15 protein-coding genes are annotated in these 15899 nt (G+C 46.6%); 5 read left to right on the top strand and 10 right to left on the bottom strand.

Annotated features, from left to right (window positions below; translation table 11 throughout):
• Window positions 1-588 precede the first annotated feature (588 nt).
• Window positions 589-807, bottom strand: coding sequence for a hypothetical protein (locus tag QUB04_RS28120; RefSeq protein WP_333289566.1), 219 nt, complete (start codon window positions 805-807; stop codon window positions 589-591).
• A gap of 170 nt (window positions 808-977) precedes the next feature.
• The gene (locus QUB04_RS28115) at window positions 978-1385 is read right to left on the bottom strand and encodes a hypothetical protein (protein WP_333289564.1); all 408 of its coding nucleotides are present in this window, start codon (window positions 1383-1385) and stop codon (window positions 978-980) included.
• 308 nt (window positions 1386-1693) lie between these two features.
• On the opposite strand from QUB04_RS28115, the gene scpB reads away from it, so the two are divergent.
• Window positions 1694-2209 (top strand): SMC-Scp complex subunit ScpB, encoded by a 516-nt coding sequence (gene scpB / locus QUB04_RS28110; RefSeq protein ID WP_333216442.1) that lies wholly within the window; start codon window positions 1694-1696, stop codon window positions 2207-2209.
• 42 nt (window positions 2210-2251) lie between these two features.
• On the top strand, window positions 2252-2599 hold the full coding sequence (locus QUB04_RS28105; RefSeq protein WP_006635907.1) for a DUF760 domain-containing protein: 348 nt from the start codon (window positions 2252-2254) through the stop codon (window positions 2597-2599).
• Window positions 2600-2917: 318 nt separating this feature from the next.
• On the opposite strand, the gene QUB04_RS28100 is transcribed toward QUB04_RS28105, so the two are convergent.
• Window positions 2918-4138, bottom strand: a complete 1221-nt coding sequence (locus QUB04_RS28100) for an HhoA/HhoB/HtrA family serine endopeptidase (RefSeq protein WP_333289561.1) — start codon at window positions 4136-4138, stop codon at window positions 2918-2920.
• A gap of 303 nt (window positions 4139-4441) precedes the next feature.
• Between QUB04_RS28100 and QUB04_RS28095 the strand changes: the two genes are divergently transcribed.
• Both QUB04_RS28095 and QUB04_RS28090 read left to right on the top strand, forming a co-directional pair.
• A complete protein-coding gene (locus QUB04_RS28095) occupies window positions 4442-5365 on the top strand; it encodes a M23 family metallopeptidase (RefSeq protein WP_333289559.1) in 924 nt (307 codons plus the stop codon).
• A 122-nt stretch (window positions 5366-5487) separates the two neighbouring features.
• On the top strand, window positions 5488-5781 hold the full coding sequence (locus QUB04_RS28090; RefSeq protein ID WP_333289557.1) for a hypothetical protein: 294 nt from the start codon (window positions 5488-5490) through the stop codon (window positions 5779-5781).
• A 113-nt stretch (window positions 5782-5894) separates the two neighbouring features.
• Here the strand turns inward: QUB04_RS28090 and QUB04_RS28085 are convergent, their stop codons facing one another.
• From QUB04_RS28085 to purS, 5 genes are all read right to left on the bottom strand, one after another.
• Window positions 5895-7853: a beta-propeller domain-containing protein gene (locus QUB04_RS28085; protein WP_333289555.1), complete on the bottom strand. Its 1959-nt coding sequence runs from the start codon at window positions 7851-7853 to the stop codon at window positions 5895-5897.
• On the bottom strand, window positions 7846-9894 hold the full coding sequence (locus QUB04_RS28080; protein WP_333289553.1) for an ATP-binding protein: 2049 nt from the start codon (window positions 9892-9894) through the stop codon (window positions 7846-7848). Before QUB04_RS28080 ends, QUB04_RS28085 begins: the two co-directional genes overlap by 8 nt.
• Before the next feature lie 138 nt (window positions 9895-10032).
• Window positions 10033-10836 carry a DUF4058 family protein gene (locus QUB04_RS28075; protein ID WP_333289551.1) on the bottom strand — a complete coding sequence of 268 codons (804 nt, stop codon included), beginning with the start codon at window positions 10834-10836 and terminating at the stop codon, window positions 10033-10035.
• A 328-nt stretch (window positions 10837-11164) separates the two neighbouring features.
• On the bottom strand, window positions 11165-11866 hold the full coding sequence (gene purQ / locus QUB04_RS28070) for a phosphoribosylformylglycinamidine synthase subunit PurQ (RefSeq protein ID WP_333289549.1): 702 nt from the start codon (window positions 11864-11866) through the stop codon (window positions 11165-11167).
• A gap of 280 nt (window positions 11867-12146) precedes the next feature.
• Window positions 12147-12431 carry a phosphoribosylformylglycinamidine synthase subunit PurS gene (purS, locus tag QUB04_RS28065; RefSeq protein ID WP_333042010.1) on the bottom strand — a complete coding sequence of 95 codons (285 nt, stop codon included), beginning with the start codon at window positions 12429-12431 and terminating at the stop codon, window positions 12147-12149.
• Between the two features lie 143 nt (window positions 12432-12574).
• On the opposite strand from purS, the gene QUB04_RS28060 reads away from it, so the two are divergent.
• Window positions 12575-12967, top strand: coding sequence for a Fur family transcriptional regulator (locus QUB04_RS28060; RefSeq protein WP_333289547.1), 393 nt, complete (start codon window positions 12575-12577; stop codon window positions 12965-12967).
• Window positions 12968-13285: 318 nt separating this feature from the next.
• On the opposite strand, the gene QUB04_RS28055 is transcribed toward QUB04_RS28060, so the two are convergent.
• Window positions 13286-15496, bottom strand: a complete 2211-nt coding sequence (locus tag QUB04_RS28055) for a peptidase domain-containing ABC transporter (RefSeq protein WP_333289545.1) — start codon at window positions 15494-15496, stop codon at window positions 13286-13288.
• A 135-nt stretch (window positions 15497-15631) separates the two neighbouring features.
• Window positions 15632-15811, bottom strand: a complete 180-nt coding sequence (locus tag QUB04_RS28050; protein ID WP_333140946.1) for a hypothetical protein — start codon at window positions 15809-15811, stop codon at window positions 15632-15634.
• Window positions 15812-15899: the final 88 nt, after the last annotated feature.

Genomic DNA, 15899 nt, shown 5'->3' with positions numbered 1-15899 from the left:
AAGTGGAAGTCCTGAGAGGGATGAAGCTGAGGCGTACTAATAGACCGAGGGCTTGACCTCTCTTTCTACATGGTGATCATGATGACTTAATTCTCTGCAGTCTTCAGGGTTTTTTACCCTTATTTTTTTTCCGTCTCTACAAAGACGCCGTGGCATCACTGGGATTCTATTCCTTTTTCCGTTGTTAAAACTCCGGGTTGCTAATCTGAGGGAATAGGAGCTGATTGCGTCTAATTTTCATCAATTCCGCAATAGGTGCATGGCAAAGCTCCCTCCCTACTCCCTCCGCTTCGCTGCGCCCACGATTGACCGTATAATCAAATTCAAAAGCTACTATGACGGCGTTGCGATCGCCTCGACGACAGTAAGGCGACCGATGTATTTCCGAATTCCCATAAGCTTGAGCTTGTGTCCTTGTAAAATCGCACAATTATAAGCTAAAGCTATTAAGAATATTAAAGTTTTATATTAAAGTTTTTAGGCGGCGGTCACAAGGGTAACTTTTTTCAAGATTATAGCCTCCTGTTTTACAGTCCTTAAACATTGCTTCGATACCACTGCGACATTTAAACGCTGTTACAGCTTGTTTCACTTTGCCGATATTGGTGAGTAAATACCAGTCTTCATCTTCGCCACTATTTCGATATTTTCGTTGCCCATAACCAGCGACATCAAAACAGCCCAATCCTTGCTGCTGATTTTAACTCCTGTCACATAAAAGCTCGTACCTGCGACTAAACCACACTCACTCAACCGCTTAAATTCCTCTCCTTCTTCTTGAATATAGCGTCCCTGTTTTACTCTCAAAACACACCTTATGTTCTTTTCACACAGCCCACTTGCCAGCTTAACGATCGCAAATTCAGGCGTTTCCTAAAAGGACCATTTTATATTTTTTTAGCAGACCAAGAATGGGGCAGATTAAGCTTTGTTGTTCTCGGATGTTGCTACAGGCACAGCGAAGGCAATATCTGCTACTACAACGGTAAAGCTCTCTTGTCCCCAATCAGGCTAATCATCAACATATTTTTATCTCGCCACTGCGTTCTATCAATGGCGACCTTCAACTCTTGTTTCTTTTTAAATTGAGTTCTCCAGATATATTTAAGCAGATGAAACCAAAGCTTTTCTATCTTGAGGATAGGTAGCTTGAGAAACCGTTGAATAGAACGTCGTCGGCTCTCAAACATGATTGGGTATGGCATCAATTTCGCCAATAACTCAATACTCACTTGTTTATGGGTTGGGAGCAGAAAAACTAAAATAGTCACAGTCAAGTATTCGGTGTTTTTGAGCTGCTGTTGGAAACAAATTTGGTATGATTGAGGTAACATTTTTAACTGATGGGGCTTCTTAACAAGACTGACCCCATATTTTTTTACCAAAAATCGATCCTAGCCCCGTCATCTGTATTGGTTGATATATTTTACCATAAGCTCAGGAGAGCTAGAAACGTTGTTATATATTCCTGCGTCATTGATATAAAAAAAGAAAATTAATAGTGTAGGTTTTGTTTCTCAACCTAACCTACACTATTAATAATTTGTGTAAGGGGAATGTTTATTCCTAACTCTCATTCTTCACGACACGGAAGTTACGGAAATACGGATAACTTTTGTTTTCCTGATTCCTTCTTCTTTCTTGCTTATTCCTTCTTCTTTCAACGTCCCCATTCCTCATTACTAACTCCCAAATGACTCGCTTAGCCACAACAATAGAAGCCATACTTTACCTAAAAGGTCAGCCAGTGTCGATCGCAGAAATTGCCGAGATTGCCAAGTGCGATCGAGCCGAAGCCGAAGACGCCATCATCGAACTCATGTCTGACTCGTCCCACCGCGACAGTGCATTAGAAGTCGTCGAAACCCCCACAGGATACAGCCTGCAACTCAGAGAAGAGTTTGCCAGTTTAATGCAAACTTTAATACCTCCAGAATTAGGTGTGGGAGCTTTGCGGACGCTGGCTGCGATCGCCCTCAAAGGCGGCATCGCTCAGCCAGATTTAGTTAACTTGCGAGGTTCAGGAGCTTACCAACAAGTGCAGGAACTGGTAGAAATGGGTTTCGTCCGCAAACGGCGGCCGACTGAAGGGCGGTCGTATTGGTTACAAGTTACCGAGAAATTTCATCGGTACTTTCAAGTAGACCAACTGCCAAAACAATTGCAACTTGACTTTCAGGCAAATTTGTACCCAAGCAATGACGAGTAGTTTGAAGTAGAATGTAACCAGCCAGAAATTAAGAATCGCCAAATGGTTTTTCACCCTGACTTTGACACATCCAATGCCCAACAAACCGCAGTCAATCCACTGCTGAAGTACCTCCAACACCAATCCCCGGAGGTGCTAGCCCGCGTCGCCAAGTCTGTCAGCCCCGACATCAGAGAAATAATCTCTCATAACGTTCAAGGACTTGTCGGCGTTTTGCCTTCAGAAAATTTTAACGTCGAAATTACCACCGATCGCGAAAACTTAGCAGGTTTGCTAGCTTCAGCGATGATGACAGGCTATTTTTTGAGGCAAATGGAGCAAAGGATGCACCTAGAAGAAAATTTAGCAAGCACCAGCTCGATTCAACCAAACTCACCCAAAGACAAGTAAAAAGGTCAACGGGTTGGGGAAGCCAGAAAGATGAAAGTTGTTCAGAAAAATCCATAATCCTGAATCATGGAGGCACAGGGAATTAAGAAACCGGGCTGTTAACCGGCTATCCCTAGCGCTACACCGAGGATTTTGGTGAAAAAACCCGGTTACTGCTTCCAGGACTATAAAGCATCAGATTCATCTTCCATCCTCCACCCTTGCAACTAATACCAATTTCAAAAAAGAATGCAACTGCAGATAAGCTCCAAATCCTTATGCAGTAAGTCATTCTTAATTCTTTAATCGAAAATCGAAAATCGAAAATCGAAAATGGTATTACCCACCGGCGGAGCTACCCGATAGGGGAAAAGCACCCGGACGTACTTTAATATTCTGAACTTGACCCAAACGGTTAATTTCCAGTTCGAGTTCTTTGCCCACAACCGTGTTTTCCACCCGTTCTTGCACGTCACCGGGAGTGTTAACCGCAATTCCGTCAACTTTTTGAATGACATCTCCGGGGCGCAAGTCGGCTTTTTGAGCGGGGGAATTTTCCACGACTCGCGCCACGGCTACGCCTTGATCGAGGGTAATTTTATTATTATCGAGCTGTTTGTTGAGTTCGGCCTTGGTGGCTGCAGTCAAGCTGACCATTTGAATGCCGAGATAGGGATGTTCGGCTTTACCTTTGGCGAATAGCTGATCGGAAACTCGTTTGGCGGTTTCGATCGGAATTGCAAATCCCAAGCCCTGAGCGTCGGCGCGAATGGCGGTATTGATGCCAATTACTTCGCCTTGGTCATTGAGCAGTGGGCCACCAGAATTGCCGGGGTTGATGGCGGCGTCGGTTTGGATGAAGCGGACTCGCTTGTCGGGGATGCCGACTTGGGAACTCGATCGACCCGTAGCGCTGATAATACCCACAGTCACGGTATTGTCGAGACCTAAAGGATTGCCGATCGCGATCGCCCACTGTCCCGGTACAATATTGTCCGATCGACCCAAAGCCACCTGCGGCAGTTCCTTAGCATTAATCTTAACCACAGCCACATCCGTCAGCGGATCGACTCCCTGCACCTTACCCTCAAACTCGCGGCCGTCTTTGAGCGTCACCTTGACAGTATCCGTCCCGGAGACAACGTGAGCATTAGTAACGATGCGGCCGTCAGAAGTGAGAATAAACCCGGAACCCGTACCTCTCTTGGTTCGTTCTTCCGGCTGCGGCAAATTCTCCCCAAAAAACCGACGAAACAACGGATTTTTGAATGCTTCGGGCACTTGATTCGCCACCTTGCTGGATGCGTCAATCCGCACTACAGCCGGGCCGACTTTTTCGGCTGCTTCAGCAATAAAATTGGGATTGCTGCGATCGACCGCCCGATTTTCCAGAACTGGAGGAGAGGGATAGGGGGGGATTTGCTGGCGTACTACTGGCAAAACCAATCCGGTTTCCAGATTGTTTGAGCCTTGCAGATAGCGATTTCCCAACCATCCCATACCTCCGCCGATTGACAGCAAAGTCACATAAAGGGTCGCTTGCTTAAAAGATAAACTCATTTAATAACTCCCGCTAAATACCTCATCCCCGCAGACAGGTTCCGAATCAAGCATTTTGTCTTGGCGACGGGAAGGAAGCGGGGCGGGGCGTACCGCTTCCTCAAGAACATAGCTGTTAACAGGCAGGCGCCCATCGGCATCACAGGCAATTTTGCCGGATTTGCCAAGAGCGAATCAAACTAATAATTCTCATCCTAACTTGGCTTAGCCTGGGATTTACAGTCTGGGGGGTGGCTAGAGCTTGTAAATATGCAGTTTCACAGGATTTTAAAATTGTCAACTGTCCGAAATGAATAGTTTTTTATGTACATAATGACTTTTAAACGCTTATTTCCGCTGATTTTTGCATTAATTTGGTCGATCGCACCCGTTGGGAAAACGGTGGCAAATACCGAGATCCCACCTGCAAATCTTCCTTCAGGTACACCTGTAGAAAACCCCGACCCCGCCCGCGATTGCCCCAGTCCGGCTAGGTCTCGGTTGCGCCGCCACACTGTGGCCCAGGGCGAAACAATAGAAAGCATCGCGCGGCAGTACAATGTGATTCCTGCGGCGCTGCTCGGGATAAATCCGATGTTGCGGGGCGGTGGAGGATCTGCTGGAAGTGCGATCGTCATTCCTCCGTACAGTGGCATCGAGGTAGAAGTGCCTGCGGGCTGGAATTGGCAAAAACTGGCAGAAGCTTACAAAGTGCGCGCAGATTTGCTATTTGAGGCGAATGGGTGCAGGCCTTTGGGGAAAACGGTGTTTGTGCCAGCGGTGAATAGGTCGATCGGGCCTTCTATCAATCCCGATGCAACGCCATCGGTGCAAGGATTTCCGCTGCCCGCCCCAGCAGTGGAAGCTTTGCGTTACGGGCGGCAATTGCATCCGGCGCGGCGCGAATTTTTTTTCCACAGCGGCGTAGATTTTTTGGCGTCGGAGGGTACGCAGGTTTTGGCCGCGGGCGAGGGGACTGTCGCCTTTGCGGGGCCGCAGGGGGATTACGGGAATTTAGTGGTGGTGAACCATGAAGCGGGGAAGCAAACGCGCTACGCTCATTTGAAAGATATTGCGGTAAAAGTCGGTCAAAAAGTGCTGTCTGGAGAAGTTTTGGGAACTGTGGGGACGACGGGAAAACGGGACATTCCGCCATCTCATTTGCATTTTGAAGTTCGGTACAATTCGGGCTTGGGTTGGGTTGCTGAAGACCCGCTGCTTTATTTGCAAGCTACTATTAAAAAATAGGATTGTTAGTGTGCTGGGGGGTGACAACCCGCCCCAAATCCAGAGGGGGTAAGGATTGAGCTGTGTTGTGGTAAAAAAAGATAGGCAGCAGAATTATTACACGATTGCCTATTCCAAAAAATATGTTACGAACATTTTACCAGACTCACTTACAAAAACAACTGACCCAAATCCCGTTTATTTTACTCACAATCTTTTTGAACCTGATAGAATCCGAGAAACAAGTAACGATCGCACTAATCGGGTTCCCATTAATCACTTATTGGTTAACAACTTATTGCCAGATCGCACATTTCTCTCAAATTCTATCGCCCCAATTAACACAAAAACCCGATCGCACATTTCTCTCAAATTCGATCGCCCTAAAACTCGCTACATTAGGACTTACGATGGAGGCCGAGAAACCGGGTTTTTGACGACAAGACGCGTTGGGGCCCACAGATTCGGTAAAAACCCGGTTTCTTTGGTGGGAGTGCGTCCAGGACCGTACACAAAAAATTAGATCGCCCGAATCGACCCAACAATCCGATTATCGCCCGCCGCTAACTCCCTCCAATCGCAGGAAATGCACCCGGCCCGACGCATCGCCCCCTACAACTGTCACTCCATCAGGCAAAATTGCACAGCAAATGAAGCTAGAATCTCCGCTGAAACTAGCAACTTCTTTGCCACTAAGCAAATCCCAGATTTTGAGAGTGTTATCCCCTGAAGCGGAAATCGCTGTGAGGCCGTCGGGTGCGATCGCCACTTCATTTACCGAGTGAGTATGACCCGTAAGGGTTCTAACTTCCGTACCTGTCTCGGTGTCCCAGATTTTCAGGGTGTTATCGTCTGAAGCGGAAATCGCTGTCAGGCCGTCTGGTGCGATCGCCACTGCATTTACCAACCTAGTATGACCGGTGAGGGTTCTAACTTCCGTACCTGTCTCGGTGTCCCAGATTTTCAGGGTGTTATCCGCTGAAGCGGAAATCGCTGTCAGGCCGTCTGGTGCGATCGCCACTTCATTTACCAAGCTAGTATGACCCGTAAGGGTTCTAACTTCCGTACCTGTCTCGATGTCCCAGATTTTCAGGGTGTTATCCCATGAAGCGGAAATCGCGGTTTTGCCGTCTGGTGCGATCGCGACTGCATTTACCAACCTAGTATGACCGGTGAGGGTTCTAACTACCGTACCTGTCTCGGTGTCCCAGATTTTCAGGGTTTCCTCCCCTAAAGCGGAAATCGCGGTTTTGCCGTCTGGTGCGATCGCCACTGCATATACCGAGTCACTATGACCGGTGAGGGTTCTAACTTCCGTACCTGTCTCGGTGTCCCAGATTTTCAGGGTGTTATCCCCTGAAGCGGAAATCGCAGTTTTGCCGTCTGGTGCGATCGCCACTGCATATACCCTGTCAGTATGACCGATGAGGGTTCTAACTTCCGTACCTGTCTCGGTGTCCCAGATTTTCAGGGTTTTATCCCCTGAAGCGGAAATCGCAGTTTTGCCGTCTGGTGCGATCGCCACTGCATTTACCCAGGCAGTATGACCGATGAGGGTTCTAACTTCCGTACCTGTCTCGGTGTCCCAGATTTTCAGGGTTTTATCCTCTGAAGCGGAAATCGCAGTTTTGCCGTCTGGTGCGAGATCCACTGCTGTTACCATATCACTATGACCGGTGAGGGTTCTAACTTCCGTACCTGTCTCGGTGTCCCAGATTTTCAGGGTTTTATCGTCTGAAGCGGAAATCGCTCTCTTGCCGTCTGGTGCGAGATCCACTGCTGTTACCATGTCACTATGACCGGTGAGGGTTCTAACTTCCGTACCTGTCTCGGTGTCCCAGATTTTCAGGGTGTTATCCTCTGAAGCGGAAATCGCAGTTTTGCCGTCTGGTGCGATCGCCACTGCTGTTACCGAGTGAGTATGACCCGTAAGGGTTCTAAGTTCGGTGCCTGTCTCGGTGTCCCAGATTTTCAGGGTGTTATCCCGTGAAGCGGAAATCGCGGTTTTTCCGTCTGGTGCGATCGCCACTGCTGTTACCCCGCCAGTATGACCGGTGAGGGTTCGCAAACATCCTTCTCCCGACCGCTCTAAATTACCCCTTAAAGGCCGCAGCCAAAGACTATCTTTCGACTGCCTCGCCACATCCAGCAACCCCTGAATCTGGGGTATTTCAAAATCCAGCAATCTCCCCAACAAATGCTCAACCAGTTGCGTTTTATCCCTATCCAAAACGTGCGCCGACTTGCGAATTGCCCCTTGAATCAACCCCAAAGTTTCAGTTTGCCCCTCCGACAGCAAAATATCAGAAATTCTCGCCAAATCGTAATCCTCAATTAACGCTTGAACCCTCAACGCATCCAACTTCGCCTCAATAAAATCAAAATCCGTTAACAACTGATGCAGCCGTTCCCCTTGAACACTCTCTGCCAAATGCCCCGGCAGAGTTTCCAAAGCCAAAAGCCGCTTTTTCGGCGACATTTTCCCCAACCGTTCCTTAAACTTACTCATCGCCGAACACATCCCTCCACAAATTATTAGAAATAGCCATTTCAATATCCCGCAGCGAAACCCCAGCTCTCTGCACCACATCTTTACGATGCAGAAATCTTTGGAAACTCGCGTGATAAATACTGTAATCTGGAGGAGTATCGCTGTTGGTTCGGAGAAACTGTTCCCAATCATTGAGAACTTCCTGCACATCCAAGGCATCTTCCTCAGCAAAATCTGCCAAAATATCGCAGGAAACCGGCTTGCGAGTTTTGGTCAACAAATAAATCACCTTCAACTTGCGGAGGCGCAATTCCTTATCTTTAACCGCCATTTCCATCCGCGCCCAATGCTTCTCATAATATCCTTCCAACTCCCTCGGCAAATCTTGCAAATTCACATCGCTGTACTTGCCGCTGTCGATATCATTCAGCACATAGCGCAGGTACATAAAATTATTCTGGCTTTTTTCCGCCACCGCCGCCACAAACTGTTCTCGCTGCAAACTTTGACGATTAATCCAACTCTGAATTGACGCGCTGTTGCTGGTGCGTTTGTCAATATAAAGCTTGACATCCGCCAAACTTTCTGCACTGTACTGCATCAAATCAAAAACCTGATGATTATTTGGCAAAGGCAGAGATTCCGGTCGCTTCGAGAGAATAAAATAAACATTATCCGGCAAAGCATCTGGCAAATAGAGGACATTGCTGCCACGCCCATGATCGCTCCGATCGACTTCATCGAGCGCATCCACAACACAAACTAACTTTTTTCCGCCCAATTTAGCACTGACTTCCCCCAACAATCGACTGAGAAAATTGCCATCTGTAGTTGCATTTTCTGGCAATTTTGGGTAATCCAGTTTAAAGGCTTGAATTAACTGAGTGCAGGCATTTTCCAGAAATTGCTTGGCCTTAACCGTGCCTTGAGATTGCGAGTTAAAATGGACAACACAGCGCCGCTTCATCAGCAGCACTAACTTCGCCATAATTGAAGTTTTCCCGACACCCGGATCTGCTTCTAAAACAAAATATCCTTTGGGATTTTTCTGCAAGAATTCGGCAATTGCTTCAAATACAAATCGGCGGCCGGTAAAGTCTTGAGTGCGGTCTTGAATAATCGTTTCGCACTCGTAGGGAAGCGGCAATCGGGGCGCGGAAGTATCAACAAATCGTTCCAGCAAATTCTGAACTTGCGCCAAATCGGATCGGATGCCAATTTCTATGGCTTCCAATTTCCCCATCACTTGACAAATCTGCTGCCCAGTTGCCACGGCCTCCAATTTGTGCAGAATTTCCCCATTTTGCAGCCCCAACTCTTTGAGTTGTGCCAAAGCAATTTGGTGCAGATTCAACAGCATCGCTGCAAACTTTTCTCCTCCCTTCGCCGCATCCAGTTTCAGCACTTCGCGGTACGCTTTCGGGAAAGTTGTGTACAGCTTGCCCGCCACAAATTCCACAATTTCCGCATCGAAGGATTTCCCCTCGCGCCGGGCGAATTCGTTGACGAAACTTGCCCAATCTGCCGTTGTCAATCCGGTAACTCGATCGAACTCTTCGGCATCAGCAGAAAAAATCTTGGTTAGCTGGTCTTCTGAAATATTTAAACCCCTTGACAAGTCTGCTGTATTCGTGTTAATATCCAGCCAGTATTCAGGAGTTTTCTCGGCTAATTGACTGAGTGCTGTTTCTGGATAAGGCAATTTTTTGGTTTCGGCGATCGCAATTAGACGATCGGACTTCGCAACCTCTCTCAAAATATAGCCGATCGCCTCACCCGCCGCCTTAATCAAATCGTGATTATCGAGAATCCTCGGATTTTTGCTCAACCCTTCCGTCAGCCGATTTCCGAGGTCATTAGCCGCGATATTCCCCGCTATACCACTAGCAATCGCCGCCAAAATCGAAACTCCCCCAAGTGCGATCGGGCCGCCAATAATACCCGCTGCTGCTTGAGTTGCCGGATTGGCGATCGCATTTGAAATAACTTGTCCAATAGCCATCACCGCACTGCATCCAATTACCCTAGTTTTAAAATTAGCTAAGTCCATTAGTGGCATAAAATAAACATTCCTCTTTTAAATAGTTGGTAGTAATTATATCTTGCCGGCTGCCGTTTAGTCCGTCGCTGCGAAAATTTCAAGTTAATTTAGAGATTGTCGATCGCGACTAACCCTAGGATATCAAGTAAAATATAATTAATTATCTCGAAGTTCTTTTTCTTGCAAAAGTTCGGTTGCCCAAACCCGATCTTCTTCCGGTAGGGACGGTATGAGTTCTCGATTGTAATCGAGCCGATAATCATAGCCAGCGCGATCGTAAATACCTGCAAATAATTCTGGTAAGTTAACAATAGGTTCTACATCTTCCTCGCGCAAGGGAAGCGGAAATATAGGTAGAGAATCGCGGAGATTAAAAGCATAAAGTTCGGCAAACGGACGGCGATTACTGGGACTGACTAAAATCCGATAATCGCTTTCAATAGAATTATTAAGAATGGGCATAGATTCCCATTTTCGTAGTAAATCGATTTCGACTAAATTGGTTAAGCTACCTAAAATACTCTGGCGTTTTTTGAGATAAGTAATTCTTCCTTCTCCACTACGTTTGTTCACTGGAGAAAGAATTTCAATTGCGGTGACAACTTGTTTCGTTGCCATTTCTCGCACTTCCAAGTAAGTCTGTTTAATTTTTTCAGGAGCAGGCACTTTGACGGTAGTCGGAAGTGTTATAGTTAAAGTGGCAACTGAACCTGTAGGAATATTCTGGTTATTAGATTGACGCTTAATCGCGACATCGGGGATACCTACTAAAAGGGAGTCGCTGTTACTGTCATTTGGATCGGTAATTTCATAGATGCGTTTGTCGATTGCGACCTCATATTTAGGGCGAATTTGAGGCATGATGGTATCAGCGATCGCAATAATCAATCGATTGTGAGTTTCCTGCCAGAAATCGGGGTGTTCTAAGTAGGGGTCCATTCCAGGAAAGGGTGAAGGCATAGGACTGTTTTCCGATGTATTGACTCTCAAATCATTTTAGCATTTTTAATTTGGTAGGTGCGTCGCTTTAAAGCGAGGCAGAGCCTCTGGATATAGGTTCCCAGGCTGAGCCTGGGAACCAGTTAAACCAGTTAAAGCGAGGCAGAGCCTCTGGATATAGGTTCCCAGGCTGGAGCCTGGGAACCAGTTAAAAAATTGATGTTTTGTGGAACAGCCCGGAAAGCCTGTTGATTTTGGGCGGGCAAGATGCCCACCCCACAAGAAACTTGATGTATTGTGGAACAGGCATCTTGCCTGTTCCTAAAATTATAGACACCCCAAATATCAACTACAAAACAGCAGCAACACTTGCCATCAACAACCCTTGAAACAATTTCACCCCATCAGTTTCGCCCAACATCGGATCGGATGCCCGTTCAGGATGCGGCATCATTCCTAACACATTGCCTTGGCGATTGCAAATACCGGCAATATTATTTAACGAACCGTTGGGATTCCCAGCATCGCTAATTTTGCCCGCCGGAGTGCAGTAGCGAAACAACACTTGCTTGTGGTCTTCTAGTTCTGCTAAAGTATCCGCATCAGCATAATAATTGCCTTCACCGTGGGCGATCGGCAAATCGATAATTTCACCCAAAGTATAAGCCGCAGTCCAACGAGTATTACCGCGCTCGACTTTCAAAGAAGCGCGATCGCAAATAAAATTCAATCCCGCATTCCGTACCAGAGCACCGGGCAATAAACCAGCTTCAGTCAACACCTGAAAACCGTTGCAAATACCCAGTACAAGTTTGCCCTGTTTCGCGTGTTCCGCAGTAGCCCGCATCGCCGGAGAAAAACGGGCGATCGCGCCGCACCGCAAATAATCTCCGTAACTGAAACCACCGGGAATTACAATGATATCAATATCCGAAATATCGGTATCTTCGTGCCAAATCATGCGAGTTGGTTGGTGGAGTAACCCTTGAGTCACCCATACCACATCGCGATCGCAATTTGAACCCGGAAAAACAATAACTCCAAATTTCATAAGCTGAAGGAAGAAGGAAGAAGGAAGAAGGAAGAAGGAAGAAGGAAGAAGGAAGAGGGAAGAAGGAAGAAGGAAGAGGTGTAAACTTAAGACTAAAATCTTATGTTTCTCTCGCTTGTATCTAAGTCTAGATCCCCCTAAATCCCCCTTAAGAAGGGGGACTTGGAGTCGTTCTAGTTCTTGTATTTTTAATAGAGACTTTGAACACTCTTGTCCCCCCCTTATTAAGGGGGGTTAGGGGGGATCTCCGGGTTTAAAAACACCCTAGGGGCGATCGCATTTATGCCGCCGCTGTCTCCACAGCAACAGGAATTTCAGTCAAATCAAAGCGATAATTTTCAATCACTGGATTGGCCAAAAGTTGGTCGCAAACGCGATCGAGTTGTTCGCGCGCCTCCGACTCACCCGCAGCAGTCAGCGTCAATTCAACGTACTTCCCGATTCGCACACGCTCAACATTGTCGTATCCCATGTGTTGCAAACCAGACTGTACGGCAGTTCCGGCGGGATCTAAAACAGAAGGGCGGAGGGTAACATAGATTTGGGCAAGATATTTCTGAGTCACGGGAATGTTGCGGTAGGTGATGTGAAAGTTAGCCCCATTGTATTCTACAACCGAGCTGCGCGCCGATCGCCATTTGGTTCGCCCAAGTAAGATAGCCTAGAAACAGGGACAGATGTGATTCCAGCAGATTCGAGAAAAAAATTATGAGAACCAACCACACCCGCAGTCAGGAGCGTATTTTACACTTGCTCAAGCACTTGAATCGATCGCTCTCAGCGCAAGATATCTACTTAGAACTGCGTAACAGCGACCAAAGCATGGGCCTAGCAACCGTTTACCGCTCCCTCGACGGTTTAAAGCGAGAGGGGTTCGTTCACGTCAGAACTCTCGCTAGTGGCGAGTCTCTCTACGGTGCCGCCCACCAAGACCAACACCACCTAACTTGTCTGGAATGTGGCGCGTCAATTACGATCGACGAATGCCCCGTCCACCACTTAGAAAGCCAACTACAACAATCTCATTCTTTCAAGATTTATTATCACACTTTGGAGTTTTTCGGATTGTGCGATCGATGTACTTTGGCTCAAGAAACTTAGAGAAGTTATTAGTCATGAGTGATATCAATTCCGGTTGCACCAGCGAAATGATTGTTGACTGTTGACTGTTGACTGTTGACTGTTGACAATCAAGCATCCAGGATACAAGCCCCCGGATTCATTCCGAAAGCAGACTCAGGACCCAGAAATAAAAAACCTGTATCCGATAAAGGAGCCCCCGAATTTATCCGTGGGGTCAATGCTTCAATTCTTTAATCTAAAATCTAAAGTCTAAAATCGATTGACTCGGTGTCGAACCGCGCAGGCGGGTTTTGTTTGTGTAGCGACAGATTTCAACCTGTCGTTTTATTAACTAGCTCAAGGATGCAAAAACTCTAAATGGTCTCCTGGAATCGATCGCAATTTTGCAGCCGAGCCTTGCAATTTCAATCGGCCGCGTTCTAACATGATAATCCAATCGGCGCGATCGATCACTCGCGGCCTGTGACTGATAAAAATCGTCGTTTTCCCGTGCCGATACATCAACAATTGTTCTAAAACTTCCGCTTCGCTTGCGGGGTCTAGCCCTGCGGTAGATTCGTCTAAAATCAATACTGGTGGGTTGTTGAGAAGGGCGCGGGCGATCGCCAATCTTTGTCTTTGTCCGCCCGAAATATTCGCTCCAAACTCCCCTAAAACAGTTTGATATTTATCCGGCAATTGGCTGATAAATTCATCCGCACCCGCAATTTTGCAGACTTTAACAATCTGTTCAAAGCTGATATCGGGACTGCCTAATCGAAAATTTTCCATAATCGAACGGCTCCAAAAATGCGCTTCTTGAGGAACAAGAACCACCTGCTGTCTGAGACTGTCAAGAGACAAATCCTGCAAGTTGTAATCGCCAATTCTAATATTACCAGATTGCAGCGGGTACAGACCAGCAATTACTTTTGCTAGCGTACTTTTTCCGCAGCCCGAATAACCAATTAAAGCAATTGCTTGACCGCCGGGAAATGTGACAGAAAAATTTTCCAGCAAGTCAAGTCTGCCGGGGTAGTGAAAATTAACACTCTTGCAAACAATACCGTCGCGGTCTTGAATAGTTACAAAAGGTTTATTCGTATCGTCTTTAGTTTCCGGTTCAGCATCGATGACTTCCGACAGCCGTTGAGTTGCTGTCTGCACGCGAGTCATTTCATCAGTAAATCCTACTAGGGAATTCACCCAAGTAGTAACGTTTTGATTCATGCTAATAAACGCTAGCAACTGACCTATACTCAATACCTTGTCAATCACCAAACCGCTACCAAGCCACAGCAGAGTAATGCTGCCAGCAGAGGCAACAAAGCCAGAAAATATATTGTTGAGAATGCCAATTTGTGTAGTGCGGAAAGTGAGCTTGGCTAAGCGACCGAAGCGGGTTTGAAATTCTTCCCAAAGTTGTTGACCGCTGCTAGTAGTTTTGACAGTCAGCGCGCCTTTAAAAGTTTCTACTAAAACGCCTTGAGTCTCTGCTTCCAACACCAATAAACTGCGCGTTTTTTGCTGCAATACGGGCAGAAATACCACTGTAGAGGCAGTCATTAACAGAGCTATAGCTGTAGCTGCCAACGTCAGTTCCTTGCTGTAAAATAACATAAAAACAAAAGAAACTACAGCTATAAAAAATTGACTAGGCAAGCTGATAGCGACTTGAGAAACTAATTTATTTATTTCTTGGATATCTTGTAATCTACTGACGATTTCGCCACTGCGTCTGGTTTCGTAAAAGCTCAAAGGCAATCGCAGGAATTTGCGCGCAAATTCCATCACCAATCCCAATTCTAAACGCTGGGAAAACTGAGCAATTAAGTTCGACTCTACCAATCCTAAACTGCTGCTAAAAAGGTTCATAACTATAACTGCGATCGCCACACTCGCCAGGAGTTGTCTGTCGCCCCGCACCAGGATGTCGTCAGTGAGCAGTTGAACGAGAAAAGGCGAAGAAATCGACAGCAAACCCAACACCACATTCAGCAAAAATGCTTCCATTAAAATCGGGCGATAAATCCCAATCCGGCGCATCCATTTTTGTAAGGAATTGGCGGGCGGTTGGCCCTCTGCTGCAGCAAAAAACCGCTCAGCATCGGGTTCTACTAGCAAGCACAGCCAATCTGTCCAAGCTGCTGCTAATTCTGCTTTAGAAACATAGCGCATACCGACAGCCGGATCGCCGATCGCATATTTGTCGCCCTGCTTTCCGTACAAAACAACCCAGTGATAACCGCTCCAGTGAATAATTGCCGGTAAAGGCGCTTCCTCAATTTGGTCTAAAATAGCAGCCGCGGCTCGCACCGATCGAGCATTAAAGCCGATCGCCTCAGCTCCTTGTTTCAAGCCCAGCAGAGTCGTCCCTTTTTGGCCGGTGCCCGCACATTCTCGCAAGCGGCTAATAGTAAAATTTTGTCCGTAAAATTTCGCGATCGAAGCCAAACAAGCCGCCCCGCAATCTTCTTCGCTCTGCTGGAGAACAACCTGATATTTCTTAAACCTGTTAACTTGTCCGAATAATGGCATTTTGCCGATCAAAGGGATGTTCTTTAACATTTTGCAAAATGAATAATGGTAGAGCATAAATAAGATTACTCATCACCAACTACCCAATCAGCAAAAAGCACCCATAAAGTTATGGGTGCTTTCTCGATTCCACAGTTATAGATATGAATTGACTAGCACTAAATTTTAGTAGTAGGCGTAGCGGACTACTCTTCTGTATGAACCGTCGCAATTCCGGCGGTACACGACCCAACTGCGCCGCTGCCGCTGACAATTGTATCGATTAGTATAGTGACCGCCGTTGACGCTAGCTGATTCTTCAGGGGTGAGTTCAGCAAACAGTGAATTGTCCTTTGTTTCTTGCATGATTTGACTCCGTTTAAGTTAATAAAATTGAAGGGAAACTAGAAATATTATTTAATTTCTAGAGCCTCGTGTAAATACTGACTAATAC

It is taken from the genome of Microcoleus sp. D2_18a_B4 (assembly GCF_036702475.1).
Lineage (GTDB): Bacteria > Cyanobacteriota > Cyanobacteriia > Cyanobacteriales > Microcoleaceae > Microcoleus.
The sequence above is the reverse complement of the archived record's forward strand: the minus strand, read 5'-3'. Positions and strand labels throughout refer to the sequence as shown.

Bases quoted from the DNA above. Each gene is read 5' to 3' on its own strand.
- purQ (WP_333289549.1), bottom strand. From the start codon at position 11,866: ATGAAATTTGGAGTTATTGTTTTTCCGGGTTCAAATTGCGATCGCGAT.
- QUB04_RS28085 (WP_333289555.1), bottom strand. From the start codon at position 7,853: ATGAGTAAGTTTAAGGAACGGTTGGGGAAAATGTCGCCGAAAAAGCGG.
- QUB04_RS28105 (WP_006635907.1), top strand. From the start codon at position 2,252: ATGGTTTTTCACCCTGACTTTGACACATCCAATGCCCAACAAACCGCA.
- QUB04_RS28090 (WP_333289557.1), top strand. From the start codon at position 5,488: ATGTTACGAACATTTTACCAGACTCACTTACAAAAACAACTGACCCAA.
- QUB04_RS28055 (WP_333289545.1), bottom strand. From the start codon at position 15,496: ATGTTAAAGAACATCCCTTTGATCGGCAAAATGCCATTATTCGGACAA.
- scpB (WP_333216442.1), top strand. From the start codon at position 1,694: ATGACTCGCTTAGCCACAACAATAGAAGCCATACTTTACCTAAAAGGT.
- QUB04_RS28080 (WP_333289553.1), bottom strand. From the start codon at position 9,894: ATGCCACTAATGGACTTAGCTAATTTTAAAACTAGGGTAATTGGATGC.
- QUB04_RS28060 (WP_333289547.1), top strand. From the start codon at position 12,575: ATGAGAACCAACCACACCCGCAGTCAGGAGCGTATTTTACACTTGCTC.
- QUB04_RS28095 (WP_333289559.1), top strand. From the start codon at position 4,442: ATGTACATAATGACTTTTAAACGCTTATTTCCGCTGATTTTTGCATTA.
- QUB04_RS28075 (WP_333289551.1), bottom strand. From the start codon at position 10,836: ATGCCTTCACCCTTTCCTGGAATGGACCCCTACTTAGAACACCCCGAT.
- QUB04_RS28100 (WP_333289561.1), bottom strand. From the start codon at position 4,138: ATGAGTTTATCTTTTAAGCAAGCGACCCTTTATGTGACTTTGCTGTCA.
- QUB04_RS28050 (WP_333140946.1), bottom strand. From the start codon at position 15,811: ATGCAAGAAACAAAGGACAATTCACTGTTTGCTGAACTCACCCCTGAA.